This window comes from Nostoc sp. (assembly GCF_036917935.1).
GTDB lineage: Bacteria > Cyanobacteriota > Cyanobacteriia > Cyanobacteriales > Nostocaceae > Nostoc.
In genome coordinates this window covers 391632-416666 of record NZ_JBALEL010000051.1, presented here as the reverse complement: position 1 = coordinate 416666, position 25035 = coordinate 391632, and the positions used below count along the sequence as shown (strand labels likewise).

The 25035-nt window shown below is 41.8% G+C and carries 18 protein-coding genes and 1 pseudogene; 13 read left to right on the top strand and 6 right to left on the bottom strand.

The window, feature by feature from the left end; genetic code table 11:
* Positions 1-636 precede the first annotated feature (636 nt).
* On the top strand, positions 637-2862 hold the full coding sequence (locus V7K62_RS22400) for an FdhF/YdeP family oxidoreductase (protein WP_334867942.1): 2226 nt from the start codon (positions 637-639) through the stop codon (positions 2860-2862).
* Between the two features lie 108 nt (positions 2863-2970).
* Positions 2971-3210 (top strand): annotated as a pseudogene (locus tag V7K62_RS22395) (Uma2 family endonuclease); the annotation flags it as partial.
* Positions 3211-3538: 328 nt separating this feature from the next.
* Here the strand turns inward: V7K62_RS22395 and V7K62_RS22390 are convergent.
* Positions 3539-4639, bottom strand: coding sequence for a serine hydrolase domain-containing protein (locus V7K62_RS22390; RefSeq protein WP_334867940.1), 1101 nt, complete (start codon positions 4637-4639; stop codon positions 3539-3541).
* Positions 4640-5167: 528 nt separating this feature from the next.
* Here V7K62_RS22390 and fdhD point away from each other — a divergent pair.
* On the top strand, positions 5168-6007 hold the full coding sequence (gene fdhD, locus V7K62_RS22385; protein ID WP_334867938.1) for a formate dehydrogenase accessory sulfurtransferase FdhD: 840 nt from the start codon (positions 5168-5170) through the stop codon (positions 6005-6007).
* Between the two features lie 129 nt (positions 6008-6136).
* On the opposite strand, the gene pnuC is transcribed toward fdhD, so the two are convergent.
* Both pnuC and V7K62_RS22375 read right to left on the bottom strand, forming a co-directional pair.
* Positions 6137-6784 carry a nicotinamide riboside transporter PnuC gene (gene pnuC / locus V7K62_RS22380; protein ID WP_334867936.1) on the bottom strand — a complete coding sequence of 216 codons (648 nt, stop codon included), beginning with the start codon at positions 6782-6784 and terminating at the stop codon, positions 6137-6139.
* Between the two features lie 14 nt (positions 6785-6798).
* The gene (locus V7K62_RS22375; protein WP_334867934.1) at positions 6799-7905 is read right to left on the bottom strand and encodes an AAA family ATPase; all 1107 of its coding nucleotides are present in this window, start codon (positions 7903-7905) and stop codon (positions 6799-6801) included.
* Between the two features lie 108 nt (positions 7906-8013).
* On the opposite strand from V7K62_RS22375, the gene V7K62_RS22370 reads away from it, so the two are divergent.
* From V7K62_RS22370 to V7K62_RS22335, 8 genes are all read left to right on the top strand, one after another.
* A complete protein-coding gene (locus tag V7K62_RS22370) occupies positions 8014-9303 on the top strand; it encodes a hypothetical protein (RefSeq protein WP_334867932.1) in 1290 nt (429 codons plus the stop codon).
* Between the two features lie 339 nt (positions 9304-9642).
* Positions 9643-11403, top strand: a complete 1761-nt coding sequence (locus tag V7K62_RS22365; RefSeq protein ID WP_334867930.1) for an RluA family pseudouridine synthase — start codon at positions 9643-9645, stop codon at positions 11401-11403.
* 617 nt (positions 11404-12020) lie between these two features.
* Complete coding sequence (locus V7K62_RS22360; RefSeq protein WP_334867928.1) at positions 12021-12227, top strand: RRXRR domain-containing protein; 207 nt, start codon at positions 12021-12023, stop codon at positions 12225-12227.
* A 69-nt stretch (positions 12228-12296) separates the two neighbouring features.
* The gene (locus tag V7K62_RS22355; protein ID WP_334867926.1) at positions 12297-12971 is read left to right on the top strand and encodes a hypothetical protein; all 675 of its coding nucleotides are present in this window, start codon (positions 12297-12299) and stop codon (positions 12969-12971) included.
* Positions 12955-13716: a class II aldolase/adducin family protein gene (locus V7K62_RS22350; protein ID WP_334867924.1), complete on the top strand. Its 762-nt coding sequence runs from the start codon at positions 12955-12957 to the stop codon at positions 13714-13716. The genes V7K62_RS22355 and V7K62_RS22350 overlap by 17 nt, the downstream gene beginning before the upstream one ends.
* A 150-nt stretch (positions 13717-13866) precedes the next feature.
* Positions 13867-14988, top strand: coding sequence for a sulfonate ABC transporter substrate-binding protein (locus tag V7K62_RS22345; RefSeq protein WP_334867922.1), 1122 nt, complete (start codon positions 13867-13869; stop codon positions 14986-14988).
* A 289-nt stretch (positions 14989-15277) separates the two neighbouring features.
* A complete protein-coding gene (locus V7K62_RS22340; protein ID WP_334867920.1) occupies positions 15278-16099 on the top strand; it encodes an NADPH-dependent oxidoreductase in 822 nt (273 codons plus the stop codon).
* 564 nt (positions 16100-16663) lie between these two features.
* Entirely contained in the window at positions 16664-18010 is a 1347-nt protein-coding gene (locus tag V7K62_RS22335) for an NAD(P)/FAD-dependent oxidoreductase (RefSeq protein ID WP_334867918.1), read from the top strand.
* Positions 18011-18165: 155 nt separating this feature from the next.
* Here V7K62_RS22335 and recJ read toward each other — a convergent pair whose 3' ends face one another.
* Together recJ and V7K62_RS22325 are read right to left on the bottom strand one after the other, a co-directional pair.
* Positions 18166-20544 carry a single-stranded-DNA-specific exonuclease RecJ gene (gene recJ, locus V7K62_RS22330; protein ID WP_334867916.1) on the bottom strand — a complete coding sequence of 793 codons (2379 nt, stop codon included), beginning with the start codon at positions 20542-20544 and terminating at the stop codon, positions 18166-18168.
* Between the two features lie 209 nt (positions 20545-20753).
* Positions 20754-21209 (bottom strand): cupin domain-containing protein, encoded by a 456-nt coding sequence (locus V7K62_RS22325; RefSeq protein ID WP_334867913.1) that lies wholly within the window; start codon positions 21207-21209, stop codon positions 20754-20756.
* 595 nt (positions 21210-21804) lie between these two features.
* Between V7K62_RS22325 and V7K62_RS22320 the strand changes: the two genes are divergently transcribed.
* Positions 21805-23073 (top strand): ATP-binding protein, encoded by a 1269-nt coding sequence (locus V7K62_RS22320; RefSeq protein ID WP_334867911.1) that lies wholly within the window; start codon positions 21805-21807, stop codon positions 23071-23073.
* Positions 23074-23216: 143 nt separating this feature from the next.
* Positions 23217-23657: a thermonuclease family protein gene (locus V7K62_RS22315; RefSeq protein ID WP_334867909.1), complete on the top strand. Its 441-nt coding sequence runs from the start codon at positions 23217-23219 to the stop codon at positions 23655-23657.
* A gap of 171 nt (positions 23658-23828) precedes the next feature.
* Here V7K62_RS22315 and V7K62_RS22310 read toward each other — a convergent pair whose 3' ends face one another.
* Entirely contained in the window at positions 23829-24875 is a 1047-nt protein-coding gene (locus V7K62_RS22310; RefSeq protein ID WP_334867907.1) for a threonine aldolase family protein, read from the bottom strand.
* Positions 24876-25035: the final 160 nt, after the last annotated feature.

Sequence of the window (25035 nt, the reverse complement as noted above, 5' to 3'; positions counted from 1 at the left end):
TTTCTATTTACGGATAGTGATAATACCAGGGCTATTTCATTCTAAAAAGTTGTTTGAGTGTATCTAAACCAAAAGAGCAGAGTCGTTGAGCTTGTGCCATCTTTTTAAACATCTATTCACGGTATAAATTGAGTGTAAAATTGCGCGCGATGGTATAGCGGTTATCAGTTGAGTGAGGTACAAGAACCCCACCCCCAACCCCCTCATCGCTTGCGGGGAGGGGGCTATGATGTACTTCATTTGATTAGGAAAAGCTATAAAAATTTGAGGTAGAGAGCTTTTTCAAGCTCCTTACCGAGCCGGTATAGAACAATACGGTTCAGTTAGCCATAAAAACCTTAACCTACGATTATCCTTAACTTGGGGTAGTCAAGGAATTAGCGAACGAAGGCAAAGTACCTTATCTCAAGCCTTACGCCACTCGGCATACTTTCGCCACCTGGGCTATTAGCAGTGGCATATCGACCGATAAAGTTGCCCTGTGGCTTGGCGATACCGTTGAGACGGTGCTAGCTCACTACTGCCATCCCGAAATAGTCAGCGCCGAGTGCCCAGATTTTTAAAATTATGCTACTTAAATGCTACTAAAAAACGGTAGCCTAAAAGAACCACCACATCACTTTACAGGGCCCCGTCATGTTGCCGAAACCCAAGAAGTATTGGACACCTCAGCACTGGGCAAGTTGGAAGCCTTTCGGGATTGGCGAACAGTACCCCAACAACTACTGGGAAGTATTTCGGGCAATCTGGCTTTCTCGTGACAAACTACCTTATGCGTGGAATATCCTGGATAAAGGTGTCTGTGATGGTTGCGCTCTCGGAACAACCGGCATGAAGGATTGGACAATAGAAGGCATCCATCTCTGCAATGTTCGTTTGCGGCTGTTGCGGATGAATACGATGCCAGCTTTTGACCCTCTGCTATTGGAGGATGTCTCTCCGTTGCAAAAGCTAAAAAGTGCCCAATTACGAGACTTTGGACGACTTCCTTACCCGATGATTCGTCAACGAGGGGAAAAAGGCTTTCGCCGTGTTAGCTGGGATGAAGCTTTAGGGATAATTAGCGATCGCATCCGCACTACCACACCAGACCGACTCAGTTTCTATGTTACCAGTCGCGGTACTGTCAACGAAACTTATTATGCCACCCAAAAAGCTGTGCGGGCAATGGGAAGCAATAATATTGATAACGCTGCCCGCATTTGCCATTCTCCCAGCACAGCAGGACTGAAAGCTGCTATCGGTGCAGGGGCAACCACTTGTTCTTATAAAGACTGGATTGGCACTGATTTATTAGTCTTTATTGGCTCAAATGTTGCCAATAATCAGCCAGTAACCGTTAAGTATCTCCATTATGCCAAGAAAGCTGGCACTAAGATTGTAGTTATTAATACTTACCGTGAGCCAGGAATGGAGCGCTACTGGGTGCCCTCAATTGTGGAAAGTGCCGTTTTCGGTACAAAGTTTGCCGAAGACTTCTTCTTAATCAACATAGGCGGGGATATAGCATTTTTAAATGGCACTATTAAACATATAATTGCTAACAGCTGGGTAGACCAGTCATTTATTAACTTACATACAGTTGGCTTTGCCGAACTGAAAACATCTTTAGAAAGCCAATCTTGGGAAGAATTAGAGCGGCTTTCTGGTACATCCCGCGAGTCAATGTACGGCTTTGCCAAAATGGTTAAAGAAGCTAATAAAGCGGTATTTGTTTGGAGTATGGGCATTACTCAACATGAATGTGGCGAAGATAATGTACGAAGTATCATTAACTTAGCTCTCACCAAAGGTTTTGTCGGTCGCGAAGGCTGCGGTTTAATGCCAATTCGCGGTCACTCTGGGGTGCAAGGTGGTGCAGAGATGGGATGTTATGCCACAGTATTTCCTGGTGGTAAACCTATCACCCCAGAAAATGCTGCCCAATTGAGTCAGCATTGGGGCTTTGAAGTGCCAGCAAGTAAAGGTTTAATTGCTCCAGAAATGATTAACGCCGCACATCAGGGGGATTTAGATGTATTGTTTTCTGTGGGCGGAAATTTCCTAGAAGTGCTGCCAGAACCGGATTATGTGGAAGCGGCGCTGAAGCAAATACCGTTGCGGGTACATATAGATATTGTTCTCTCCAGCCAAATGTTGGTAGAACCTGCTGATACTGTGGTGCTTTTACCTGCGACGACTCGCTACGAAATACCAGGGGGAGTCACAGAAACTAACACCGAACGCCGGGTAATTTTCAGTCCAGAAATTCCGGGGCCGCGCATTGGGGAAACGCGTCCAGAGTGGGAAGTATTTCTAGAATTGGCAAGGCGGGTAAAACCAGATTTGGCAGATAAGCTGGCTTTTGCTGACACAGCTGCTATCCGTCAAGAAATTGCTCAAGTTGTCCCCCAATATGCAGGTATTCAACACTTACAGCAAGCTGGCGATCAGTTTCAGTATGGCGGGTCACATTTGTGCTTTGGTTGGAATTTCCCTACAGCCGATGGGAAGGCGCACTTTGGCGTATTATTGCCACGCCAAAGAGAATTACCAGAAGGCTATTTCTTATTAGCAACGCGCCGAGGCAAACAATTTAATAGTATGGTGCAAGAACGCAAGGATGCAATTACTGGGGCTGTGCGAGAGGCGGTGCTAATGAATGCTGGTGATGCGGCACAGTTGGGTTTAAAAGATTGCGATCGCGTTATTCTTAAGAATGATTTAGGCGAGTTGTTCTGTCAAGTCTACATTGCGCCAATTCAGTCAGGAAATTTACAAGTACATTGGCCAGAAGGGAATGTGCTACTAGATAAAAGTAAGCGATCGCTGGAAGGAGTTCCTGATTATAATGCGATCGTGCGTCTGGAAAAACAAACCTAAGATTACCGTTTTCCCACTGCTACGCTCAACTTAATATCACTCCAAAACTTGCAGCCATGTCTGTCGCCAAAGATATTATATTTCCACCAGTGAATTTAGAAAGTAATTTTGATTATAGAACTGCTTTCAAAGTCAACCGCACCGATTGACAAGGGTTTAAAAAAACAAATTTACCAAGGTATCTTTCGCAGTCCTGAATATTTTTGGTTTGACCCCAAGAATCTAGAATTTGCTGGGTTTATTTTGTTGGGTGGTACGTATCAACCTATAGAACCCAACCCACAAGGATTGTTGTGGAGTCAGCAGCTAAGTTTGTACTTGGGCGTTCATGAAAATCAATTACGCTTTCAAGTTCATCTTGATGTAGATAATAATTGCCGTCTAAATTTTCCAAATCTACCTCATTCATAAATAAAAAAATTGCTACTTTACTAGAGTACTGTAGTAGCTTTTTTTTCTCTTCATTGCTGAATTGCTCTTGTTGTAAAAACAGTTCTATTGCATTAACTCGCATATATTTACATAGAAATTGATGGGTAAGCAAGTTCGTAGTAAGGACTAAAGTCCTTATTTTCTAAACACTAAAGTGCTTACTACAAACTCTCAAAGCCAACTTGACAAAGTAGTAGGATGAACATGAAAATGCCAGCCCTACAAGCATAATTACAAATTAGTATCAATGATTCTCGACAACTTCCAGACCTGTCCTAGCTACTGATTTAATATCAACATTCTGATTGTTTAGCAGCACTATTATGGTGGTATTTTGATTGGGTAAATATGCAAGCAATGTTACGAAGCCATAAGCTGTACCACTATGCCCAATTGCTTTTGCTAAAGGAGATGAAAATCGTTCTACACCCAACCCGTAGCTATAGCCTGCGCCATTATCTTTAAATTTCAGCATTTCTTTGATCATCTTCGAGGAAAGTAAGGTTTTTTTGACAAATAATGCTTTAGCGAACTTGGCTAAATCCTCTGCTGTTGAAACTAATCCACCATCTCCCAAACCATTGCCATCATTGACTTGGGCGTAGCTATCTAGCTTACCATCCTTATTGCGATCGCTATAACCTGTAGCGACTTCTCCAATTGTCGGTTCGCGCAATTCTGTGAAGGTATGTTTTAATCCTAATGGTTTTAAAATCTGACTGCGGATTGCTTGGGCGAGAGTTCCCCTAGTGATATTTTCAACAATCAGTTCCAAAAGAATGTAGTTGCAATCAGTATAAATAAATTTTTCTCCGGGATTTGCCTGCGGTTGCTCTTGATACATATACGGAATAGCTTCTCTAGCTGTCCAAGGCTGTGAGCGACTTCTTTTCGCTGTAGCTTGAATAAACTCTTTTGTTTCTAAGTATTCAGCAACACCACTGGTATGGTTGAGTAGTTGACGAACTGTAATTTTGTCGCTGTTGATAATATGAGGACTGATGTCTCTTGGTAAGTAGGTTGCGATCGCCCGATCTAATTCTATCTTCCCTTGCTCCACTAATTTCAGCACAACCACCGCCATAAAAGTTTTACTCATACTGGCAATAGAAAAGCCATCTGTGGGTTTCATCCGGGTTTTAGTTGACAAGTTAATCACACCAGATGCTCCCAACCAAGAACCTTTAGGTGTACTAATATACATTACTGCACCAGGAATTCGCTGTTCTACAACTATCTCATTTAAAAGTTTCTGTAGTTGAGAACCTTTTCCGACGGTGGAGGTAGACATCACTTGTTTAGCAAGAGATTTTTCAATTACTCTCTGACTAATGTTATTAGCCACTAAGTATCCTGCAAAACTAAGGGAAATTATAAAGACTATTGCAAATAAAATTTTGCTGAAAGCCAAAAGTTTTAGGTTCATTTTACTTCCTAAACAGAAACATAGCCGCTCTAGCTCAACTGCACAAAGTAGTTGGTAAATATCAACCTGACCAAATATAGCGTTTCCTAGTCTACTGAGGTACATCATAGCCCCCTATCGAAGAGCGGGGAGGGGGTTGGGGGTGGGGTTCTTGTACCTCAGTCAACTGAGAACCGCTATAATTCATAATTCATAATTCATAATTCGTAATTCATAATTCGTAATTAAGAGGGTACAGAGCCAACACTGATAGCGTCACGCAAAGCGAGTCCGCGTACTCTCTCTGTAAGAGTTGCAAACTACGCTTTTAGCGTCTGTCTGCGACACGCTGTTCGCGTTCGTAGAAAGCGTCTTATAACTACGAATTACTTTGACATCTGACATACAAATAGCATTACTCTGTTCCCAGATTAGGATCAAAATTTCAATTCACCAACTCTCATAAATATGAAAATGCCAACTAAAAGTAAAACCAAAGCCACTGTTTGGGTAGTGGAAAAAGGTCAAGTACGGCCTTGTTTAGATCATCTCACTACTGAGGAACCTTTAGAAATTCGTCTTGTCCCTTTCCAGAAGACGGTAGCTGTAACAATGCGGACACCAGGGGCAGATTTTGAACTAGCTGCCGGTTTCCTCTACAGTGAAGGAGTCGTTAGCCGCAGAGAAGATATCCGACGTATCAGCTACTGCGTAGATGAATTAGTAGATGGTGAGCAGCACCATAATATCGTAAATGTAGAATTGCGGGATGGGTTGATTCCAGACTTACAGCCTTTGGAGCGTCATTTCTACACTAGTAGCGCCTGTGGGGTGTGTGGTAAAACTAGCCTTGAGGCATTGCGTCTGCGGGGATGTCCAGTGATTCCTTCTGGCCCAACGGTAACACCTGAGATCATCTATAGTTTACCAGACAAACTCCGGGCTGCTCAAGGGATCTTCACAGCTACAGGGGGTTTACACGCTGCGGCTACGTTCGATACTCAAGGACAATTGTTAAACCTGTGGGAAGATGTTGGACGACACAATGCTTTGGATAAATTGATTGGTACAGCTTTGCTCAGTGACGAATTACCTTTAAATAATTGTATTGTTCTGGTTAGTGGACGCTCTAGTTTTGAGATTTTGCAAAAGTCTACAACTGCTGGAGTTCCAATTGTTTGTTCTGTTTCCGCACCTAGTAGTTTGGCGGTGTCTGTCGCCAAAGAATTCGGGATTACTTTAATTGGATTCCTGCGCGGAGAACGGTTCAATATTTACACTGGTTTGCAAAGAATAAACGCTGCTTAGGAATAGGGATTTAATAAAGAGTAACTTTCGTAATGTTACCGCGAAGCGTAACGCACCGAAAATATTGGGATGGTGCGTTACAAGAGCATAACGTTACAAACAAAATTCATTAAAGATATACAGGGGTTCTCAGTCCGGGATTTTAGCTGTCTTGAGCCAAGATATTGAGCCGTTAATTGCTATGAACAACAAAATTACATAAAGAAAAGCAATAAATTTAACTTCTTTAACGTAGTACAACCAAATACCAATAACATCAACGATAATCCAGTAATACCAGCTTTCAATCCTTTTTTGTACCATGAGCCACATAGCAGTAAAACTCATGATTGTTGTAAGTGCATCTAAATAAGGAAAAGAAGCTTTCTCTAAAAATATTGCCGGGAGTAACAGGTGAATTTTACTCATCAAAGCTCCCGTTGCGAATGAAACTGCTATTGTAATTGCCGCAATCAAAACAATTTTACGCGGTGGGCTATATCGAACCTGTAAAATCTTACCAGTATCACGTTCAGGTGTAATCCATCGCCACCAGCCATACACACTAACAATTAAGTAATATACTTGTTCTAACATATCCGAATACAAATGGATTTGATAGAAAAGCGCCATGTATAGCAATACGCTGATTATCCCAATAGGCCAAGTCAGAATTTTCCTCTGAGAAATTAGCCACACCGACCATAGAGAAAAGATCGTTCCGAAGAATTCTACATAACTCATGGGATATCCCATAAGATTGAAGGCGATAGTATTTACACTCCAAAATTCAATCATTTCAATACACTTTATCAAACAATTTCATGGAAAAATAACTCTCCCAGGTTGCCATACTTGTAGTAGCGAGATAATACTTTTTTCACAAGACTAATGCGTGTATTCAGGTCGCCATTCAAAGGAAAAAATGGAATTTTTCTAAGAATTAAATCGCTCTGAATATGTTTTTGAAATATGCTCCGATTTGCCTCTCCAGAGCGATCCCAGGTATCATCGTAAGGTATATCTGGATCGCAAATAAATACTAAATCATAGCGCGACATGGCTTGATGGGCAAGTTCTGCTAACTCTGGGGCAACAGTTTTGTGGTAATACAACGAGAATTGATAGGTTGTCAATGCATTGGTATCTGTAAATAAGTACTGGTTTGCTTGCAATAATAAGACTTCTTCACGTTCTAAATGCCCTTTGGCAATCTCCACAAGTTGAGAGAGCGAAAGTCGTCTGTTAATTTGATGTTTTTCCCAATACTCGCGCCCATACTCCGGCATCCATACAGTGTTTAACTCTTTAGCTAATTGTGATGCAATTGTGGTTTTACCAGTTGAAGGAGCGCCCAGAAAAACAATGTTGGTGATGAGATCGCGGTAGACATCAGGATGTAAATACTCCCGAAATGCATAAATGTCTCTTCTTGCTTGCGTTCCAGAAATCGGAAAAGCTTGGCGCGAGCAATCTACGAGCCGATTAACTGCTCCCAGCGCCTGACTTACGTGTTCACCGTAAAATTCACTACAATAAAAGTGGGTAATTTTTGTTGATTCTAAGTGTTTCAGGATGTAATCTTCGTGCTTTTTCTTAATCTCAGGAGTGTAACCAACCTCAGTTGGCCCATCCCACGCTTCAATCACCTGGATTTGTGGATAAATTTTTCGCAGCCAATTAGCTCGAACTGTTAAAGGAATAGCAGTCACCTCTGGACAGTCATAAATCATCACAAGCAATTGATCCATCTCTGCTAAAGCAGTTTCAATCACCAATTGATGCCCTTTATGAAGAGGCGCGTATTTACCTAGTGTGAGTCCGCATTTACCAGTCATAATTTTGACTTCCCATAGATACCTGTTGTTGCTCGATGACTGCTGCTTTACAATTAGCCAAAAAGATAAAGGCGTAGGCATTGTCCCTCTCTCTTTGGCAGAGGTATTGTTTTCAGACAAGTTTTTTAATATTCCGCATGGCTCAAGTAGGAGTAAACTACGACATAGTTTATTTGGTAATACTGAGCAATGTATAGAAATACTAAAAGATTTACTGCTATTTTTCTATTGGTGTTTTCTCTAGTTGTTTCTATCAACTTTTCTGCGATCGCTCAAGATAGTTCAGATGTCCCTTCTGTAAATTTTGCATCGTCTCGCGCTTGTTATGTTCCTGCGACTCTCAGAACTGAACGAGTCATTGCTGATAACGATCGCAGCCAAGTTAAGATGGGCGATCGCATCAGGGTAAAAGTCAAAGGATTGTCAGCAGCAGCCACAAGTGCAACGCCTAAAGGCAATTCATTTGATCCTCGCCAATTAGTGTTGTACCTGAATGGCTATCAGCTACAGGAACTCCACGGAGAACCAGTCAGCGTCATGGAAGAGGGTGAAGATCAAAAGAAAACTCTTAATAATGATTGGTTAGCCTTTCAGCTTGAACGTACTGCTGTATCTGAAACTGCATGGAATTCGCTGCTTGGTGGAACAACCAAACCCAGTATTAATGCCATAGTTGGGGTTGGCTGTCCCGGTAAAGTTGCGATTTTGGTGAGCGATATTCTGTCACCTCCCCAATTAAAAATAGTTCTGTTTTCGTGGCGATTTTGGCTGTGTCTGTTTCTAGTTATAGCTATTGTCTTAATATTTATTAGGTATGGTCGAGACAGTCTACGTAGCCCTGGAATAGAAGGAATTTACTCTAAAAAAGAAGTAATTAATGATCAGCAAATCTTGAGTACAAAAAAGTTGATACCTGAAAAAGAAGCTCGTTCGGGAATTGCTAAGTTTTTTCTTGGTTCAAAAGAAGAGTATAGAAATCCCTTCAGTCTATCGATATCTCAACTTGCTTTCTGGACATTTCTAATTTTTTCTGCTTACCTAATTATCTACGGCATAACAGGAGATTACACCAATATTTTAACTGGACAATCACTAATTTTATTAGGAATTAACTCTCTAACTGCATTTGGTACTTCCTTAATTGATGGGCAGGGTAATGAGAAAAATAGAAAAGGTAGTCAAGGCGTTTCGGAAGGGTTTTTCACCGATATATTATCAGATATTAATGGAGTCAATTTTCATCGGTTCCAAACATTTATTTGGACAGTTGCCATCGGACTATTTTTTGTTTGGGAGGTGATTAAAAATCTAGCAATGCCAGAATTTGATGATACACTTCTGGCATTACAAGGAATCAGTGCCGCAACATATCTTGGACTTAGAGGGCAAGAGCAGCATGGTATGACAAAAGATCCAGAATCTACACCTACCTTACCAGACAGTTCACCGGAAAATGATGATCCAATTTCTCCTGGCTAAATCTTAGAGAGTCATCTGGTGCATTAGATGTTGAATCTTTGGCTAGTTTTGAAGGTTTGTAGTAAGCACTTTAGTGCTTAGAAGATAAGAGGTTGTTTGAAAAGTCCTCTTGTCGGTATCAAAACATTTTAGATCCCCCTAAATCCCCCGATAAATTGGGGGACTTTGAGAGAGGTTGCCCCCCTTTTTTAAGGGGGGTTAGGGGGGATCAAAGTGCCTAAAATCACAGCCAAATACTTTTCAAACATCCTCTAAGCACTTTAGTGCTTACTACAAACTTGTGAGTATGGGCAATAATTTAAAATATTAGGATTAGCTAGATTTGCAATCATACTTTGTATGGTAGTTCTGCACGCACTTTCAGATTTCATCGACTGCGATTTTGCTATTAGCGACTCATCTTGTAGCTATTGGTACGAAGGGCGTTGTCCCCAAAGTGGCGATTGCCTAAAATTACCCCGCACCTCAATGTCCGAAGCGATCGCTCACGGACTAATGCAATATTTTACTAACAATGACTGTTATTCTCGTGAAGGGAAGATGTATGGAATACTATTGGTTGAACTGCCTAATGGCGAACAACGGGTACTAAAAGCTTTTTCTGGTCTTTTGAATGGTTGCAGTATGGTTGAGGGCTGGGTGCCGCCAATTTTTGGACGAGACGAGGTTGCTTTCGAGGAAGCCCGTACTTTGGCACAGTTGGAGGCGATTAAGCAAGAAATTATTACCTTGAAGCAACTAACCGAACGCCAGCAGTATGAAATCCTGTTTAATGAGTTTGAGCAGCAGTTACAAACAATGAGCGATCGCCATCGCTATTGCAAACATCAACGACAGGAAAAACGTCAGCAAATCTGCAATACACTCAGCCCAGAAGCACTCACGATTGCCCTTGAACAACTCGACGAGGAGAGTCGTCAGCAGGGAATTGAGCGACGACAACTTAAACGCCAGCAAAATGCCGTATTACAGCCCCTCCAGCAGTTAATTGCAGCGACGGATGCGCGAATTAGTGAACTGAAACAACGGCGTAAGGCACTGTCGCGTCAATTGCAAGCTCAGATGCACGCTAGCTACAGCCTGACTAATTTTTCCGGGCGATCGCAATCATTGCAAGAATTGATGCCAGCAGGCTCGCCCACTGGTACAGGAGACTGTTGTGCCCCAAAGCTGCTTCATTATGCCGCAACACATCATCTTAAACCACTGGCAATGGCAGAATTTTGGTGGGGTGCGTCTTCCGTAAATCAGGATAAAATTCAGGGAGAGTTTTATGGAGCGTGTGCCGAACGATGTCAGCCGTTGATGGGGTTTTTGCTCTCAGGCTTGAAACCTATTTCAATCCCTAATAGGGATTTTCATACAACAACCCCACTCTTACTAAATACATTAACACATTTGCGTAGATCCAATGTGTTTGACTCCAATGAAAAACGTTGTAATTTCCCAGCCTTCTCACCTATCAAGGGAGAGATCCCGATTATTTATGAAGACGAATGGCTGATTGCTGTAAACAAACCTGCTGGGCTACTTTCGGTGCCTGGTCGTTATCGCGATCGCCAAGATAGTGTCTTGAGTCGCTTACGTCATTTGTTATCGGATGGCATGGCGCTTATATCTGTGCATCGCTTAGATCAAGAAACTTCCGGGATTTTGTTGTTGGCACGCGATCGTCAAACCCATCGGCAACTCAGCCAACAGTTTCAGCAACGCCAGGTTCATAAGGTTTATGAAGCCATACTTTCCGGTGCTGTGACAGTTGAGCAAGGTAAAATTGACCTACCACTGTGGGGAGATCCTGAAAATCGCCCTGAGCAAAAAGTTGATTGGCAGCAAGGTAAACCTAGCTTGACAAACTTCCAGGTAATGGCGAGAGAAGGAGACTACACCCGCGTAGAATTTACGCCACTAACAGGACGCACTCATCAGTTGAGAGTTCATGCAGCTGATGCGCGAGGACTTGGGATAACTATTTTAGGCGATCGCCTTTATGGATGCAGTGCAGTTACTAGTCGGTTACATCTACACGCCAGAGAACTTCGCTTCCAGCATCCGCAGTTAGAAAAAACCCTGTATTTACAAGCAATTACGCCCTTTTGACGCATTATATTACAGCAGATTTCAAGTTGATTCCTTGAAATCCCAAGAACCCCAAAGAACTAAAGCTACGCTTTGTCTCAATACGGTTCGGTTAAGGTGCATAGGTTTTAAAGATCCCCCTTAGTCCCCCTTAAAAAGGGGGAAATAGAGCGATTTTTAGTCCCCCCTTTTTAAGGGGGGTTGGGGGGATCGTGTCTTATCCGAACCGTATTGCGCTTTGTCTCCCTTAACAGCTAGCCTATTGCTTTTTAAATTTGTATGTGATAATTTCTGCTTGTAGTTAATCACCGGTTATCCGACCGACTTACAGTGTTTGAATAAATTAATATAACAGCTAAGAGGCTTCCCAATAAAAATATCCAACTACAAATGATTGTGAGACACCCCAGGAAATTAGATGATTTATTCCTTGGAAATCCCTAAATCAGAGGTAAAGACGAGAGTGCTGGAGTTGACCTTTAGACTCTCATTCTTGTCTTTTCTTTAATAAAAGGAGCAGAGGGGCAAGGGAGCAGAGGAGAAGTTGCAGTAAGTTATTTCCCTTCTGCCCCTTTGCACCTCTGCCTCTTGTCCCCAGTGACCAATCTGGCGATCGCAAATCTAAAATTCAAAATTATATGACTAAAGTATTCATTCTCGATGCCAACAAACAACCCTTATATCCAGTACGCATCAGCCATGCTAGGCTGCTATTGTCACAAGGAAAAGCTACGGTATTCCAGCGATATCCTTTTACGATCATTCTGAAGGAGTCCCTTTCTCATCTAAAACTTGAGCAACTTGGCTTTAAGATTCATCCTGGTATTAGAATAAATCGTAATTGAATTCTTAACGATGAATTACAAATTAGTAATTAGTTAATCTTATAGCGTTTCCTAAACAGAGGAATATAGATGACGATCCACACTATTTTAGAACCATTACCAGAAGACCAATGGTTTATTGAGAGCCAGGAACTACGATCCTTTGTAGCAACAGTGCGGGAAATTAGCGCTAGCACTGTTGACGATCGCAGACAAACTCTCGCCAGACTAGAACCCTATTTTCAAGAACTCCTTGCCCAACAGGAATGGCTACCGGAAAAGTTTGCTCAAGTCAATCCTGAAAGCCGGATGGGTGGCGGTATTGGTCAATGGCTGCTTTATCGCGCTAAAGACCGTTCACTGTCAGTATTCAGTTTGGTGATTCCCCCAGGTTCAACGACTCCCGTCCATGACCATTTAGCTTGGGGATTGATTGGTTTATATAAAGGTAATCAAGAAGAAACAGTCTATCGCCGTGTAGATAGCGGTGATGCCGAAGGACACGCACAATTACAAGTAACTGAAGTGCGTAGGCTTCAACCAGGAGATATCTACCGCCTCTTACCCCCAGATGGTGATATCCACGCCGTCAAAACCACATCCCAGAGCGCATCTGTATCCATCCATATCTTGGGTAATGATACTGGTTGCATCTTACGTCACCAGTTCATCCCAGAATCTCACAGCGTCAAATCATTTCGCTCTGGATATTCCAACGCTCCCTGTAAAGAAGAGGAGGAAAAAGAACATGCCGAAGTACGATAGACCACAACCCCCAGTATTCGAGCGAGTTGAAGACGAACGTCTGCACCGTAAGCAACGCCTCGCCGCTGCCTTTCGCCTGTTTGGTAAGTTTGGGTTCAGTGAAGGAATCGCAGGCCATATTACGGCTCGCGATCCTGAGTTTACAGACCATTTTTGGGTCAATCCATTCGGGACATACTTCGGTCATATCCGAGTTTCTGACCTGATTCTAGTTAACAGAGAAGGTGAGGTGGTTAAAGGCGATGCAGAAGTAAATCAAGCTGCTTTCGCCATCCATTCTCAGATTCATGAATCTCGACCTGATGTAATCGCAGCGGCTCACGCTCATTCACTTTATGGTAAAGCCTGGTCTAGTTTGGGGCGTCTCCTTGACCCCTTGACTCAAGATTCTTGTGCTTTTTACGAAGATCATGTCCTGTTTGACGATTTTACAGGTGTTGTTTTAGAAACTTCTGAAGGTCTGCGACTGGCGCAAACCTTGGGGCCAAAGAAAGCCATAATCCTACGTAACCACAGCATTTTAACTGTGGGACATACAGTCGATGAAGCTGCCTTTTGGTACATTAGTTTGGAGCGATCGTGCCAAGCCCAACTGTTGGCAGAAGCTGCGGGTAGACCGACTACGATCAAACACGAAACAGCCCGTTTAACACAAACTCAAGTGGGGTCACATGTCAGTGGGTGGTTCAGTTTCCAGCCCCTTTACGACCGGATTGTGCGCGAAGAACCTGATTTACTGAATTAGTGCTGTGTTTTTTGGCACTGGGATAATAGGCGGGCAAGTATCAAGTTAACCCACTTCCCGCTATTTTGATGTCAATTAAAGCTGAACTTTTTTATACTCCGGTAAACCTATAAGTTTATAGTATTAATATAGTTCGGAGAAATCATTTTGATGATTAACCAAATCTTTCGCCGCTTAATTCCCAAGTGGATATCGTTGATAAAATTCAGGAATATCCTCTTTAACAACCAACATAAATTATTCTTTTCTTCTGCTTTGCCAATGCTGGGGGCTTTTGTTACAGGTCTTTGTCTGAGCTTGCTATTTGCTGCCTGTTCATCGACACCGACTGTTAATGCCCCTAATCCCAGTGCCACATCTGTTAGTAATTCGGCTTCCAATAATAAAGCAACAGTAGTCAGATTTGGCTATCAAAAATCGACCATTTTGCTGAGAAATAAAGGTGTTTTAGAAAAACGTTTAGCACCAGAAGGTATTACTGTCCAGTGGACTGAATTTCAAGCGGGGCCACAACTACTAGAAGCGATGAATGTGGGTAGTATTGACATTGGCCCTGTGGGAGAATCACCGCCAATATTTGCCCAAGCAGCGGGAGCATCACTAACTTATGTTGTTGGTATTGCGGCTACTCCGGCTGGTTCCGCAATTCTTGTTCCTCAAAATTCGCAAATTCAAAAAGTTACTGACCTAAAGGGCAAAAGAGTTGCCTTTCAGAAAGGATCTAGTGCCCACTTATTGTTAGTCCAAGCTTTAGAAAAAGCTGGATTAAAATATACAGACATTGAACCTAAATATTTGGCTCCGGCTGATGCGCGTGCTGCATTTGTGAAAGGGAGTGTAGATGCTTGGGTAATTTGGGACCCCTTCTATGCAGCGGCTCAAGAGGCAACTAAAGCTAGAGTCCTGATTGATGGCACAGGAATTAATAAACAGGGAGGATATTATTTGATGACTCGCAAATTTGTCACTGAAAATCCCCAAACTGTCAAGGCAATACTGGAGGAAATTCAAAATCTCGAAGAATGGTCTAAACAGAATCGAGAAGAAGTAGCAAAAACTCTCGCACCTGTGTTAGGAATTGATTTAGAAACGATGAAAAAAGCAACTAACAGGCGGACTTTTGGGATTGTGCCAATTGACGACAATTTGATAAATCTACAACAAGGTGTTGCAGATACATATTACAAATTGAAGTTAATTCCCAAAGAGGTAAATGTGAAGGATGAAGTGTTGACAAAAGAAGAATATGCTGCTTTTTCACCAAAAACTTAAACTAGTACAATGAATCCACTGTAGGAGCATAGAGATGTTATTGGTGTCAACGTTTTGCCCTCACCCCCAGCCCCTCTCCCCAAGAGAGAGGGGAGCTAGACATTCAATTCCCCTTCTATTTTGGGAGAAGGGGTTAGGGGATGAGGGCGTGATGGATTTGCAAAACGCCTGTCTGATATAGTTTTCGGCTTAAGTTGACACCAAACAGAGATGTATCCCCCGACAAATGAAATTGGTATTAGTAGCAAAACAACTGACAATTTTGGAAATGTAAATCTTGGAATTGATTATGACTGATCCTACAGAACTACTGCGATCGCGCTACGGTGAAATTCCCTTCAATCCCGAAATTGAATGGAATGATTCGCTAACAGCACTACTATCTCACCGTTCAATTCGGTCTTATCTAGCCGATCCTTTACCACCGGGAACTCTGGAGTTGCTAATTGCAGCCGCCCAATCTGCATCTACTTCCTCGAATTTGCAAACCTGGAGTGTCGTAGCAGTCGAAGATCAACAGCGCAAAGAGGAGTTATCGAAGCTGGCGGGAAACCAAGCACATATTAAGCAGGTGCCTTTATTCTTGGTTTGGTTAGCGGATTTGGCGCGTCTAAGTTCCGTTGCTGACAGTCGTGGCATATCTCATGATGCGCTGGAATATTTAGAAATGTTTGTGATGGCAACAATCGATGCAACGTTGGCGGCACAAAATGCAACTGTAGCAGCTGAGTCACTCGGTTTAGGAACAGTATATATCGGTGGAATTCGCAACCGCCCGCAAGAGGTAGCACAGATATTGAATTTACCCTCCTCTGTGTTCGCTGTATTTGGGTTGTGTGTGGGCTATCCGAATCCTGAAGTAGAAGCGGCGATTAAGCCACGCTTACCCCAGTCAGCGATACTGCATCGTGAAACTTATAAATTGGCAGAACAAGAAGAAGCGATCGCTCACTACAACGACATCATCAAAGAATTCTATACTGAACAAAAGATGAATGTTCCTGGCGATTGGTCAGAACACTCAGCCCAACGCATCGCCACTGTTGAGGCTTTGAGAGGACGCGAGAGCTTGCGTGAAGCTCTCAATAACCTTGGCTTCAAATTGCTGTAAACAACAAGAATCAAGATTATGGATTTGGCAACTTGGGAAACTTCGATGGGGAAACCGGAAAATCCAGTTCCCTCTCCTTTGCAACTACGGTGTACACAGAAGTCTTCTAGAGTTTCAGGGGATTCCTCATAGGCTTTTGATCCCCCCAACCCCCCGATAAATTGGGGGGCAAAAGCCTCTCAAAGTCCCCCAATTTATCGGGGGATTTAGGGGGATCTCCAACGATTTTGGGTTTGTACAGAGATGTGTATACACCGTAGCCCCTTTGCAAGGGGGGAAACCGGAAAATCCAGTTCCCTCCCCGATCCATTGGGGAGGGTTAGGGTGGGGTAAAACCGATATTTATCAATGACTTCAGACTTGTGTATAGACCGTAGCGGCAAGCGGGGAGGGGCGCGATGACTGTGGGAATCATAACTAATTAGCCGGACTTGATATAAAAACTAACTTTGACTACTTTCATCATTTCTTCAATTGTTCTAAATAGACAGCAACTAGTATCATAATGCTGTTACATCTTTGTTAAGAATAGTTACAACTTCTTAACACAAGGAAATATTTATTATGGTAGTCTCACTTGAAAAGAATGCACCACATCGGGTTGTTATCGTTGGTGGCGGCTTTGGTGGACTGTATGCAGCAAAGGGTCTGAATGCAGCGAATGTAAATGTTACTCTCATTGATAAACGTAACTTTCACCTATTTCAGCCGCTTTTATATCAAGTTGCCACAGGTACGCTATCACCTTCTGATATTTCCGCACCATTGCGATCTGTATTTAGCAAAAGCAAGAATACAAAAGTGTTGTTGGGAGAAGTAAATGAGATTGATCCAAAAGCGCAACAAGTTATTTTGGGCGATGAAGTAGTAGCTTATGATACATTAATTGTCGCCACAGGTGCGAACCATTCCTATTTTGGTAAAGATCACTGGGAAAAAGTTGCTCCTGGTTTGAAAACTGTGGAAGATGCGATAGAAATGCGTCGCCGGATATTTGGTGCATTTGAAGCAGCAGAAAAAGAAACTGATCCTGAAAAACGGCGTGCTTTCTTGAATTTTGTGATTGTGGGGGGTGGCCCGACTGGTGTAGAATTAGCAGGTGCGATCGCAGAATTGGCATACAAAACTCTCAAAGAAGATTTCCGCAGCATCGACACCTCAGAAACGAGAATTTTACTATTACAAGGGGGCCCTCGCATCCTCCCACACATGGCGCCAGAGTTATCGGCATCAGCAGCAGTATCTTTGCAAAAGTTGGGTATAGAACTCCACACTCACACCAGGGTGACAAATATTGAAGGTGATATTGTTACTTTCAAGCAAGACAATGAATTTACAGAAATTGCCTCAAAAACTATATTGTGGGCAGCAGGTGTTCAAGGTTCCCCAATGGGGAAAGTCTTAACAGAAAGTACAGGTGTAGAGTGCGATTTTTCAGGACGTGTAATTGTAGAACCTGACTTGTCTATCGAGGGTTATAACAACATTTTCGTAATTGGAGATTTAGCTAACTTCTCCCACCAAGATAGTAAAGTCTTACCTGGTGTTGCACCCGTAGCTAAACAACAAGGAGAGTATGTAGGTAAACTAATTCAACGACGGCTTCAAGGTAAGACTTTGCCACAATTTCGTTACAGTGATGTGGGTAGTTTGGCGATGATTGGGCAAAATTTAGCTGTTGTAGATTTAGGCTTAATCAAACTCACAGGTTTCATTGCTTGGGCATTTTGGCTATTAGTTCACATCTACTTCTTAATTGAGTTTGACACTAAATTACTAGTAGTATTTCAGTGGGCGTGGAATTATATCACTCGTAATCGTCGCTCTAGATTGATTACAGGTCGAGAAGCTGTTGTAGAACCAAAAACTGTTAACAAGAGGGTGCAACAGCCTTCTGGCACACCTCTGTAACTTCAGGGATTGCACCCGATCGGACTCACAAGCTAGGTAATTGCTATACTTGCAAACTGCTGTAATTTAGTGCGATCGCGATCGCACTACACAAGATAGGACTTGGTTGAAAATCCCTATTTTGTTAGGGTAGCAAAGGCTATAAACCCCTTAAATTATTTACTGTCGTAGCTGGCGATCGCAACAATCGTAGATAAAGGAACTTCCGCAAAATACTGTTGCTGAAATTGTTCTTCTCGAACAGCAGCTAAAAATCGTGCAACGGCTTCCTTAGCAAGGTTTTCGGTACTATCGTTTGGATGCCAGGTAATTTGTAAACAACGATCTTGTCGTTTAACTGTGAACCCTAAATATTTTAAAGCTTTGATGCCAACAAGTAAAGTTTGGTCGCTGATGCCGATTTTCTCTAAAAGTTGTCTGCGGGTAACTAGTTGATTTGTGCGACTGAGATATTTGGCAATTCCGACAAGAGTCAGCCAAATTTGAATAGGTGGTTCGTGCTTAGGTTTTGACCAAGCGATCGCTAATTGTTGCTGATTGTCAAGCCCAGACGTAGAACGGCTTATAGCCAAACATCGTTGCAACCACATACGTAAATCATCCCAATTCGTGGGACAATCTTCAATAATCAGTCCTGTTAGCGGATAGCTAAGGTTTAGCCCATGTTGAGTTGCTGAGTGTTCCTGATTCCGTAAGTCTAGGATGAAGGGTGGATGCTGAGTAGTGAGTGCTGAGTTAACAGAAGAACGCACAGCAATTAATCTGATTTCATAACGTTTTTTGAAGGTGTTGTAGTCTAGTTCTGCTATGCAATCACACCTTCCTATGGGCAATTCATCTTTATAGTGTCCCCACCATAAACCAGGAAAAGCACTTCTGCTAGAATCATCCCGAATATCAAACTCAGTTTTAATGTACTGCACCTTTTTCCCTTGCCAATCCTGCTGATTACGATGCCAAGAATTTTCAAACCAGCAGTTTTGAATTAGCAATTTCGGAACAGGATTACCCATTCCACAAGGTTCTAGCAGTTTCAGTTCCAAAAATAACTCTTTCCCCAAGTCTGCAACTGTTACCGTCAAGTCTGCTTGTACGGTTGGCGTTAGGGTTGTACTTCCTAAAGATTGCCGCAACTGCTGATTAATCGCCGCTGTAAATAAAGGAATATTTTCGACCAACAAACTCAAACCCGCTGCAAAAGGATGTCCTCCAAAGCGATGTAACAAATGCGCTTGGTCTTTCACCAATTGGTATAAATCGACAGAATTCACCGAACGGGCGGAACCACGGGCGAGGGATTGGGAAGAGTCTTCTCCAGTACATAATCCTTCCGTACTCAACAAAATCGTCGGGCGTCCTGTTTCTTGTGCTACCTGTCCAGCGACTAAGCCCAATACACCCGCAGGCCATTGGGCATCTTCTAGGACAATGACGCTGGTGGTTGATAAATCTAATTGGGTGAGTTTTTGCGCTACTTGTGCTTGCACATCTTTTTGTAAAGATTTGCGGCGGGCGTTAGCGAGTTCTGTAACTTCGGCTAGTTCGTTACAACGTTTGACATCGCGACTAGTTAATAATTCCACGCAAAAACTGGCATCACCTTGGATGCGACTAACGGCGTTAATTCTTGGCCCCAAACCAAAAGAAATATCTGTGGGGCGATCGCCACTTTTCTGGCACAATTCTAATAATCGCCCCACACCTGGCCGCCGCCGCGCTGCCGTTGGCTGTTGAAAATCTGCTTGCAGTCGTTGAATTCCCATCTGTGCCAAGTAGCGGCAATCTCCACTTAACTGCACTAAGTCGGCAATTAATCCCACTGCGACTAAATCCAGTAAATCCTCTAAGGGATATTTTGCCACATTGGGCAAAGTTTGATATAATGCTTCCACCAATTTATAGGCTACCGCCACCCCAGAAAGATTAAATAGCTGATGTTCTTTTGGAAAATAGCGGGGATTGATAATTGCTGCAACAGGTGGGCGTTCGGCTGGTAAGGTGTGATGGTCTGTAACTATTACATCTATACCTAGCTGTTTAGCATAAATAATTTCCTCAACATTTGTGCTACCTGTATCGCAAGTAACAATTAATTTACAACCTTGTTTTGCTAAATTATCAATTCCTTGATTATTAAGTCCGTGGGATTCTTTGAGGCGATTGGGAATGTAGTAAATTAACTGGGTATTTTCAGCGAAAAACTGCCCCAATCCATCCCAAAGTACAGATGTGGCGGTAATGCCATCGGCATCGAAGTCACCCCAGATGACAATCTTTTCTTTAGTATTATATGCTTGTTGCAACCGTGCGATCGCTAGATGCATTTCTTGCCCAAACTCAAAGGGACTTGCTGGTTGATAAGCTTTATGGTTGATAAAAGCTGTTAATTGTTGATTATCTTTAATTCCCCGTTGCCACAACAATTGTGCTGCATACAGTCCACTTGATGCGGGTGTATACTGTTTTACTGCTTGGATAAACCACTCTGGTGGTTGTTCAGTTGCTAATATAGTCCACTGCTGTTGTTCTGGCATATAAATAAAGTTAGGAGTTATAAGTTAAAACTCTTAAAATACAAGGGTGTGTTAAAGCATTTAAAATTGCTAACACAGAATTAGAAATCTCTCCAGAAAGTCAAGTAACTAAAATCATACGACTTAAACCTCATCGTACTATAAAACTCCTTCTTTTCTATTCCCTATTCCCCACTTTCTCCAGTAGATTCAGGAATAGAATCGAATTGCTATACCTGCAAAGATTCAGCAGGCAGCGGAATAATTTCAAGACCATATTTTGAAGCAGCAGCCAAAGCTTTTTCTATGTCTGCGGGATTAACGCTAGGTAATTGCGTCCTCTCTGAGACTGGCACACCTACTTCCATAAAAAACTTCTCTAACCCTGCTGGTGTGTACCAGCAAAGTAATTTTGCTGGCTTTGTACCGATATTTGTCAACCTGTGGAGTTGACCTTTAGGAGAGTGAAGAAAGGTTCCAGGAATTGCTAAGATAATCTCCTCATCAAGCTGAAATTCCAATTCTCCCTCCTGAATATAAAAAGCTTCATCTTCGTGACTATGAATGTGGGGAGGTGTACCGTTTTGTGGTTGAACGGTGATCTCAATTAGAGCATAAGCTTGACCAGTTTCTTCACCTATCGCTTTATCTTCACCTATCGCCTTAAAGGTATAGCGTTTCCTCATCGACGTACATCATAGTCCCCTCCTCGCTTGCGGGGAGGGGGTTGGGGGTGGGGTTCTTGTACCTCAAGCGAGAACCGCTATATACAAATTTCCAAGCACCCAGGATGAAGAACCTTGTCCTGGTTGCTGTAATATTCCTTGTAAATTGACTGCCATAGTGATTTACTTGTCAGATGCTTTCTAGTAATTAGGTAATTTGTCGCTCAATAGCAATTGCCTATTATCTACTTTATCCACTTCTGAATTACCGAAGAATTGCTAATTTATAATTCATCCAGCACTTTTCAAGTAATTTTACTACATTAATCCCCACTCCCGTTGTATGCAAATAGCAGATGTCTCTAGTAGAATCATTTCTATCAACTCACATCTTGCACCTAACTAAGACTTACGCATTGACAGACATAACCAAATGTGCCTTACCTCTGGTTACAAGGCTCTGCCTGGAAACGAGGCAGGGCAAGACTTTTATCTTAATAAGCTTGATATCTGATGCTCAATTTTTAAAGTGCGTAAGTCCTACTAACGATTCAAATCGCGGCTACCCAAACAAAGCTTACGGAAGCTTGCTTCAAAACCCATGCAATAGGCATCTATGAGCAAAACCAGTGATGAGGAAATATTGTCGCACAAGCAAACTTGGCAGCGTGAGCGGCAAATCATAGCACGTTTGTCTTCTTTGAACTATCGAACTGGCGAACTGGGTAGCTATTTGCACAACATCGCCTGCGGAGTCAGCGAACTCATTGGAGTTGATTGGGCAGTTGTTACTTTTTGCCAAGAGGGGTTTGAAACTGTTCTAGCCAGTAGTCTCGAAATGGGCGAAGGCGAACATGTTTATTCACTACATGGTTTACTAACAGGCACTGTTATCCAAATTGGTCAATCATTAGCAGTAAAAGATGCTCAAAAGCACCCAGAGTATGGACAGGCTCCAGAAGGTTATTGTGCATATTTAGGAACACCATTACGGACTGCTGAAAATCAAGTGATTGGTACTATCTGTTCTTTTAATCATCAACCACGTGATTTTACAAAAGAAGACATCCAAATTGTGGAATTGTTTGCTGAACGAGCTGCAACAGCAATTGACAACTATCATCTCTATCAACAACAGTGCCAATTTAATCATATTCTGGAGGCTGAGGTAGAAAAGCGCACCGCAGAATTACAAGCAGCCCAAGCCAAGCTTTTAGAGCAGGAACGACTGGTAGCTATTGGTGAATTTGCTGCTATGATTGTGCATGAAATTCGTAATCCCTTGACTACAATGCTCATGGGATTGAAATATTTCCGAAAAACCATTCTGACTGAATCTGCTCAAGAGCGATTAGCGTTGGCACTGAGCGAAGCTAGTCGTTTAGAACGTCTATTGAGTGAAATTTTGCTCTACGCCAAGCCTCAAGTGTTGCAACTTTGGGAATTAGACGTTAATGAATTCATTTGTGAGTTGCTTTTATGCATTCGTGAAATGCCAGAAGCTCTAGAACGACAAATTGAATTTATTCCAGCATCGCCTACGGTAAAAATTTTGGGAGATAAAGACAAACTTAAACAAGTATTTATCAACATTATCCGCAATGCTTGCGAAGCAGTTGCAGCAGAAGATATCGTTAAATTGAAAGTAGATTGTTCGTATACAGATAAAGTTTGTATTAATGTCCATAATGGCGGCGAGCCAATTCCATCGGAAGTTATCACCAAACTTTTTCAGCCATTCTTCTCTACAAAACCTTGTGGCACTGGGCTAGGACTTGCTATTAGCAAACGCATCGTCAATGCTCATAATGGGGAACTGTTAATCTCTTCTGAACTCTTGACAGGAACTACTGTGAGTGTTCAATTACCTGTAGTTCTTCAATGAAGTTTTGATTGATATAAATGCCAAATATTTGCAATGATAATATTTATTACTTTTACTTTTATTTACAACTTGTGAGCTAAATCACACCAGCAACCTAAGCACTGAAATAAAATTACATTTATGCATAAAATATTACATACAAAATGATGGAATTACTTCAACTAATTTTGGTGCTAGGTACAGTAGTTGGTGTTGCAGACGGGAACACAATTTTAGTTAAAGATAATGCCGGACAAACAACTACAATCAAGCTAGCGTGTATTAACGCACCAGAGGCGACCGACAAGCGCTATGGTTTAGCAGCAACACAAAGGCTAAAACAGCTACTACCACCTCAAACTCCTGTCGTAATTAGAAGTACAGAACAACTCAAAAGTGGTCGCCCAACTGGTGAAGTATTTGTAGATAATCGGTCAGTAAATCTCCTTTTGGTAGAGTCAGGTAACGCCGTCGTTGAGCAAGAATCTTTACAAAATTGCTCCGAGAGCAAAACCCAATTTTTAATTGCAGAAGCTAATGCTAAAAATAAGCATTTTGGTTTATGGCAACAATCAAAATTACAGTTAAAATTCCATCCAAAGTAAGCGCTTACATTGTCAGTTATGACTAATTGCGTTTGCTTAAGTTAAGGATAATCGTAGGTTAAGGTTTTTATGGCTAACTGAACCGTATTGAGTTATGACTAATTGCGTTTGCTTAAGTTGGGGCATTTTTAGGATTGCTGTGCTTATTTTATTATTGGAGATTTCTCATATTTAGTTTTTGTAAATAGTTGCCTTTTTAATATCACCAATCAATTCATCAATTCTTGATTGAGTAGTGTTCCAAGAACACATAAAACGTACTCCTCCCACACCAATAAATGTATAAAACTGCCAGTTTTTAGCTTTTAAGCTGTGAATGACTTCTTCAGGTAATTTCACAAATACGGCGTTGGCTTCTCTAGGAAACATCAAGTCAACACCTTCTATATTTAATAGTTGATTTTCTAAGTATTCAGCACATTGATTGGCATGTCTGGCATTTTTTAGCCAAGCACCAGTTTCCAATAAACCTAACCAGGGAGCCGAAATAAACCGCATTTTTGAGGCTAGCTGGCCTGCTTGCTTGCATCGATAGTCAAAATCCTCTGCTAATGCTTTGTTGAAGAAAAGAATGGCTTCACCTAATGCCATGCCATTCTTAGTACCACAAAAACATAATACATCCACTCCAGTTTTCCAAGTAATTTCAGCAGGGCTTTTATTCATAGCGGCAACTGCATTTGCAAAACGAGCGCCATCCATGTGAATCTTTAAGTTATACTTGTTTGCAACTTCCTTAATACTTAAAAGTTCTTCAATAGAATATAAAGTTCCTAATTCAGTTGATTGTGTAATACTAATAACTTTAGGTTTAGGATAATGAATGTCAGTACGCTTGGTGACAATTGCCTCTATAGCCTCTGATGTTAATTTGCCATTTTTACCTTGAGCAAGTAATAGTTTAGAGCCATTAGATGCAAATTCAGGTGCGCCACATTCATCTGTTTCTATGTGAGATGTCTCATGGCAAATGACGCTGTGATATGACTGACAAAGAGCAGCTAAAGATAAAGAATTTGCGGCTGTACCATTAAAGGTAAAAAATACTTCACAATCAATTTCAAATAGTTTACGAAAATAATCTGTTGCTTTTTGAGTCCATTCATCATTTCCATAAGCTGGAACACTACCTTGATTTGCCCTAATCGTATATTCCAGTGCTTCAGGACAAATACCAGAGGAATTATCACTTGCAAACTGTTCTAATTGGCTACTCATAATTTCTACTTTGATTTTTAACAGTAATTGTTATAATACTAGTAAATAATTTTAGACTTTGCCAACTACAAGATTGAGGGACAGTGCTATTAAACTCTTCAATTATCTAATAATCCTGCTACTTTGAATAACTTTAGATGGCAGGAAAGTCATTTTTTCT

Bases quoted from the DNA above. Each gene is read 5' to 3' on its own strand.
- V7K62_RS22400 (WP_334867942.1), top strand. From the start codon at position 637: ATGTTGCCGAAACCCAAGAAGTATTGGACACCTCAGCACTGGGCAAGT.
- fdhD (WP_334867938.1), top strand. From the start codon at position 5,168: ATGAAAATGCCAACTAAAAGTAAAACCAAAGCCACTGTTTGGGTAGTG.
- pnuC (WP_334867936.1), bottom strand. From the start codon at position 6,784: ATGATTGAATTTTGGAGTGTAAATACTATCGCCTTCAATCTTATGGGA.
- V7K62_RS22375 (WP_334867934.1), bottom strand. From the start codon at position 7,905: ATGCCTACGCCTTTATCTTTTTGGCTAATTGTAAAGCAGCAGTCATCG.
- V7K62_RS22370 (WP_334867932.1), top strand. From the start codon at position 8,014: ATGTATAGAAATACTAAAAGATTTACTGCTATTTTTCTATTGGTGTTT.
- V7K62_RS22365 (WP_334867930.1), top strand. From the start codon at position 9,643: ATGGTAGTTCTGCACGCACTTTCAGATTTCATCGACTGCGATTTTGCT.
- V7K62_RS22360 (WP_334867928.1), top strand. From the start codon at position 12,021: ATGACTAAAGTATTCATTCTCGATGCCAACAAACAACCCTTATATCCA.
- V7K62_RS22355 (WP_334867926.1), top strand. From the start codon at position 12,297: ATGACGATCCACACTATTTTAGAACCATTACCAGAAGACCAATGGTTT.
- V7K62_RS22350 (WP_334867924.1), top strand. From the start codon at position 12,955: ATGCCGAAGTACGATAGACCACAACCCCCAGTATTCGAGCGAGTTGAA.
- V7K62_RS22345 (WP_334867922.1), top strand. From the start codon at position 13,867: ATGATTAACCAAATCTTTCGCCGCTTAATTCCCAAGTGGATATCGTTG.
- V7K62_RS22340 (WP_334867920.1), top strand. From the start codon at position 15,278: ATGACTGATCCTACAGAACTACTGCGATCGCGCTACGGTGAAATTCCC.
- V7K62_RS22335 (WP_334867918.1), top strand. From the start codon at position 16,664: ATGGTAGTCTCACTTGAAAAGAATGCACCACATCGGGTTGTTATCGTT.
- recJ (WP_334867916.1), bottom strand. From the start codon at position 20,544: ATGCCAGAACAACAGCAGTGGACTATATTAGCAACTGAACAACCACCA.
- V7K62_RS22325 (WP_334867913.1), bottom strand. From the start codon at position 21,209: ATGAGGAAACGCTATACCTTTAAGGCGATAGGTGAAGATAAAGCGATA.
- V7K62_RS22320 (WP_334867911.1), top strand. From the start codon at position 21,805: ATGAGCAAAACCAGTGATGAGGAAATATTGTCGCACAAGCAAACTTGG.
- V7K62_RS22315 (WP_334867909.1), top strand. From the start codon at position 23,217: ATGATGGAATTACTTCAACTAATTTTGGTGCTAGGTACAGTAGTTGGT.
- V7K62_RS22310 (WP_334867907.1), bottom strand. From the start codon at position 24,875: ATGAGTAGCCAATTAGAACAGTTTGCAAGTGATAATTCCTCTGGTATT.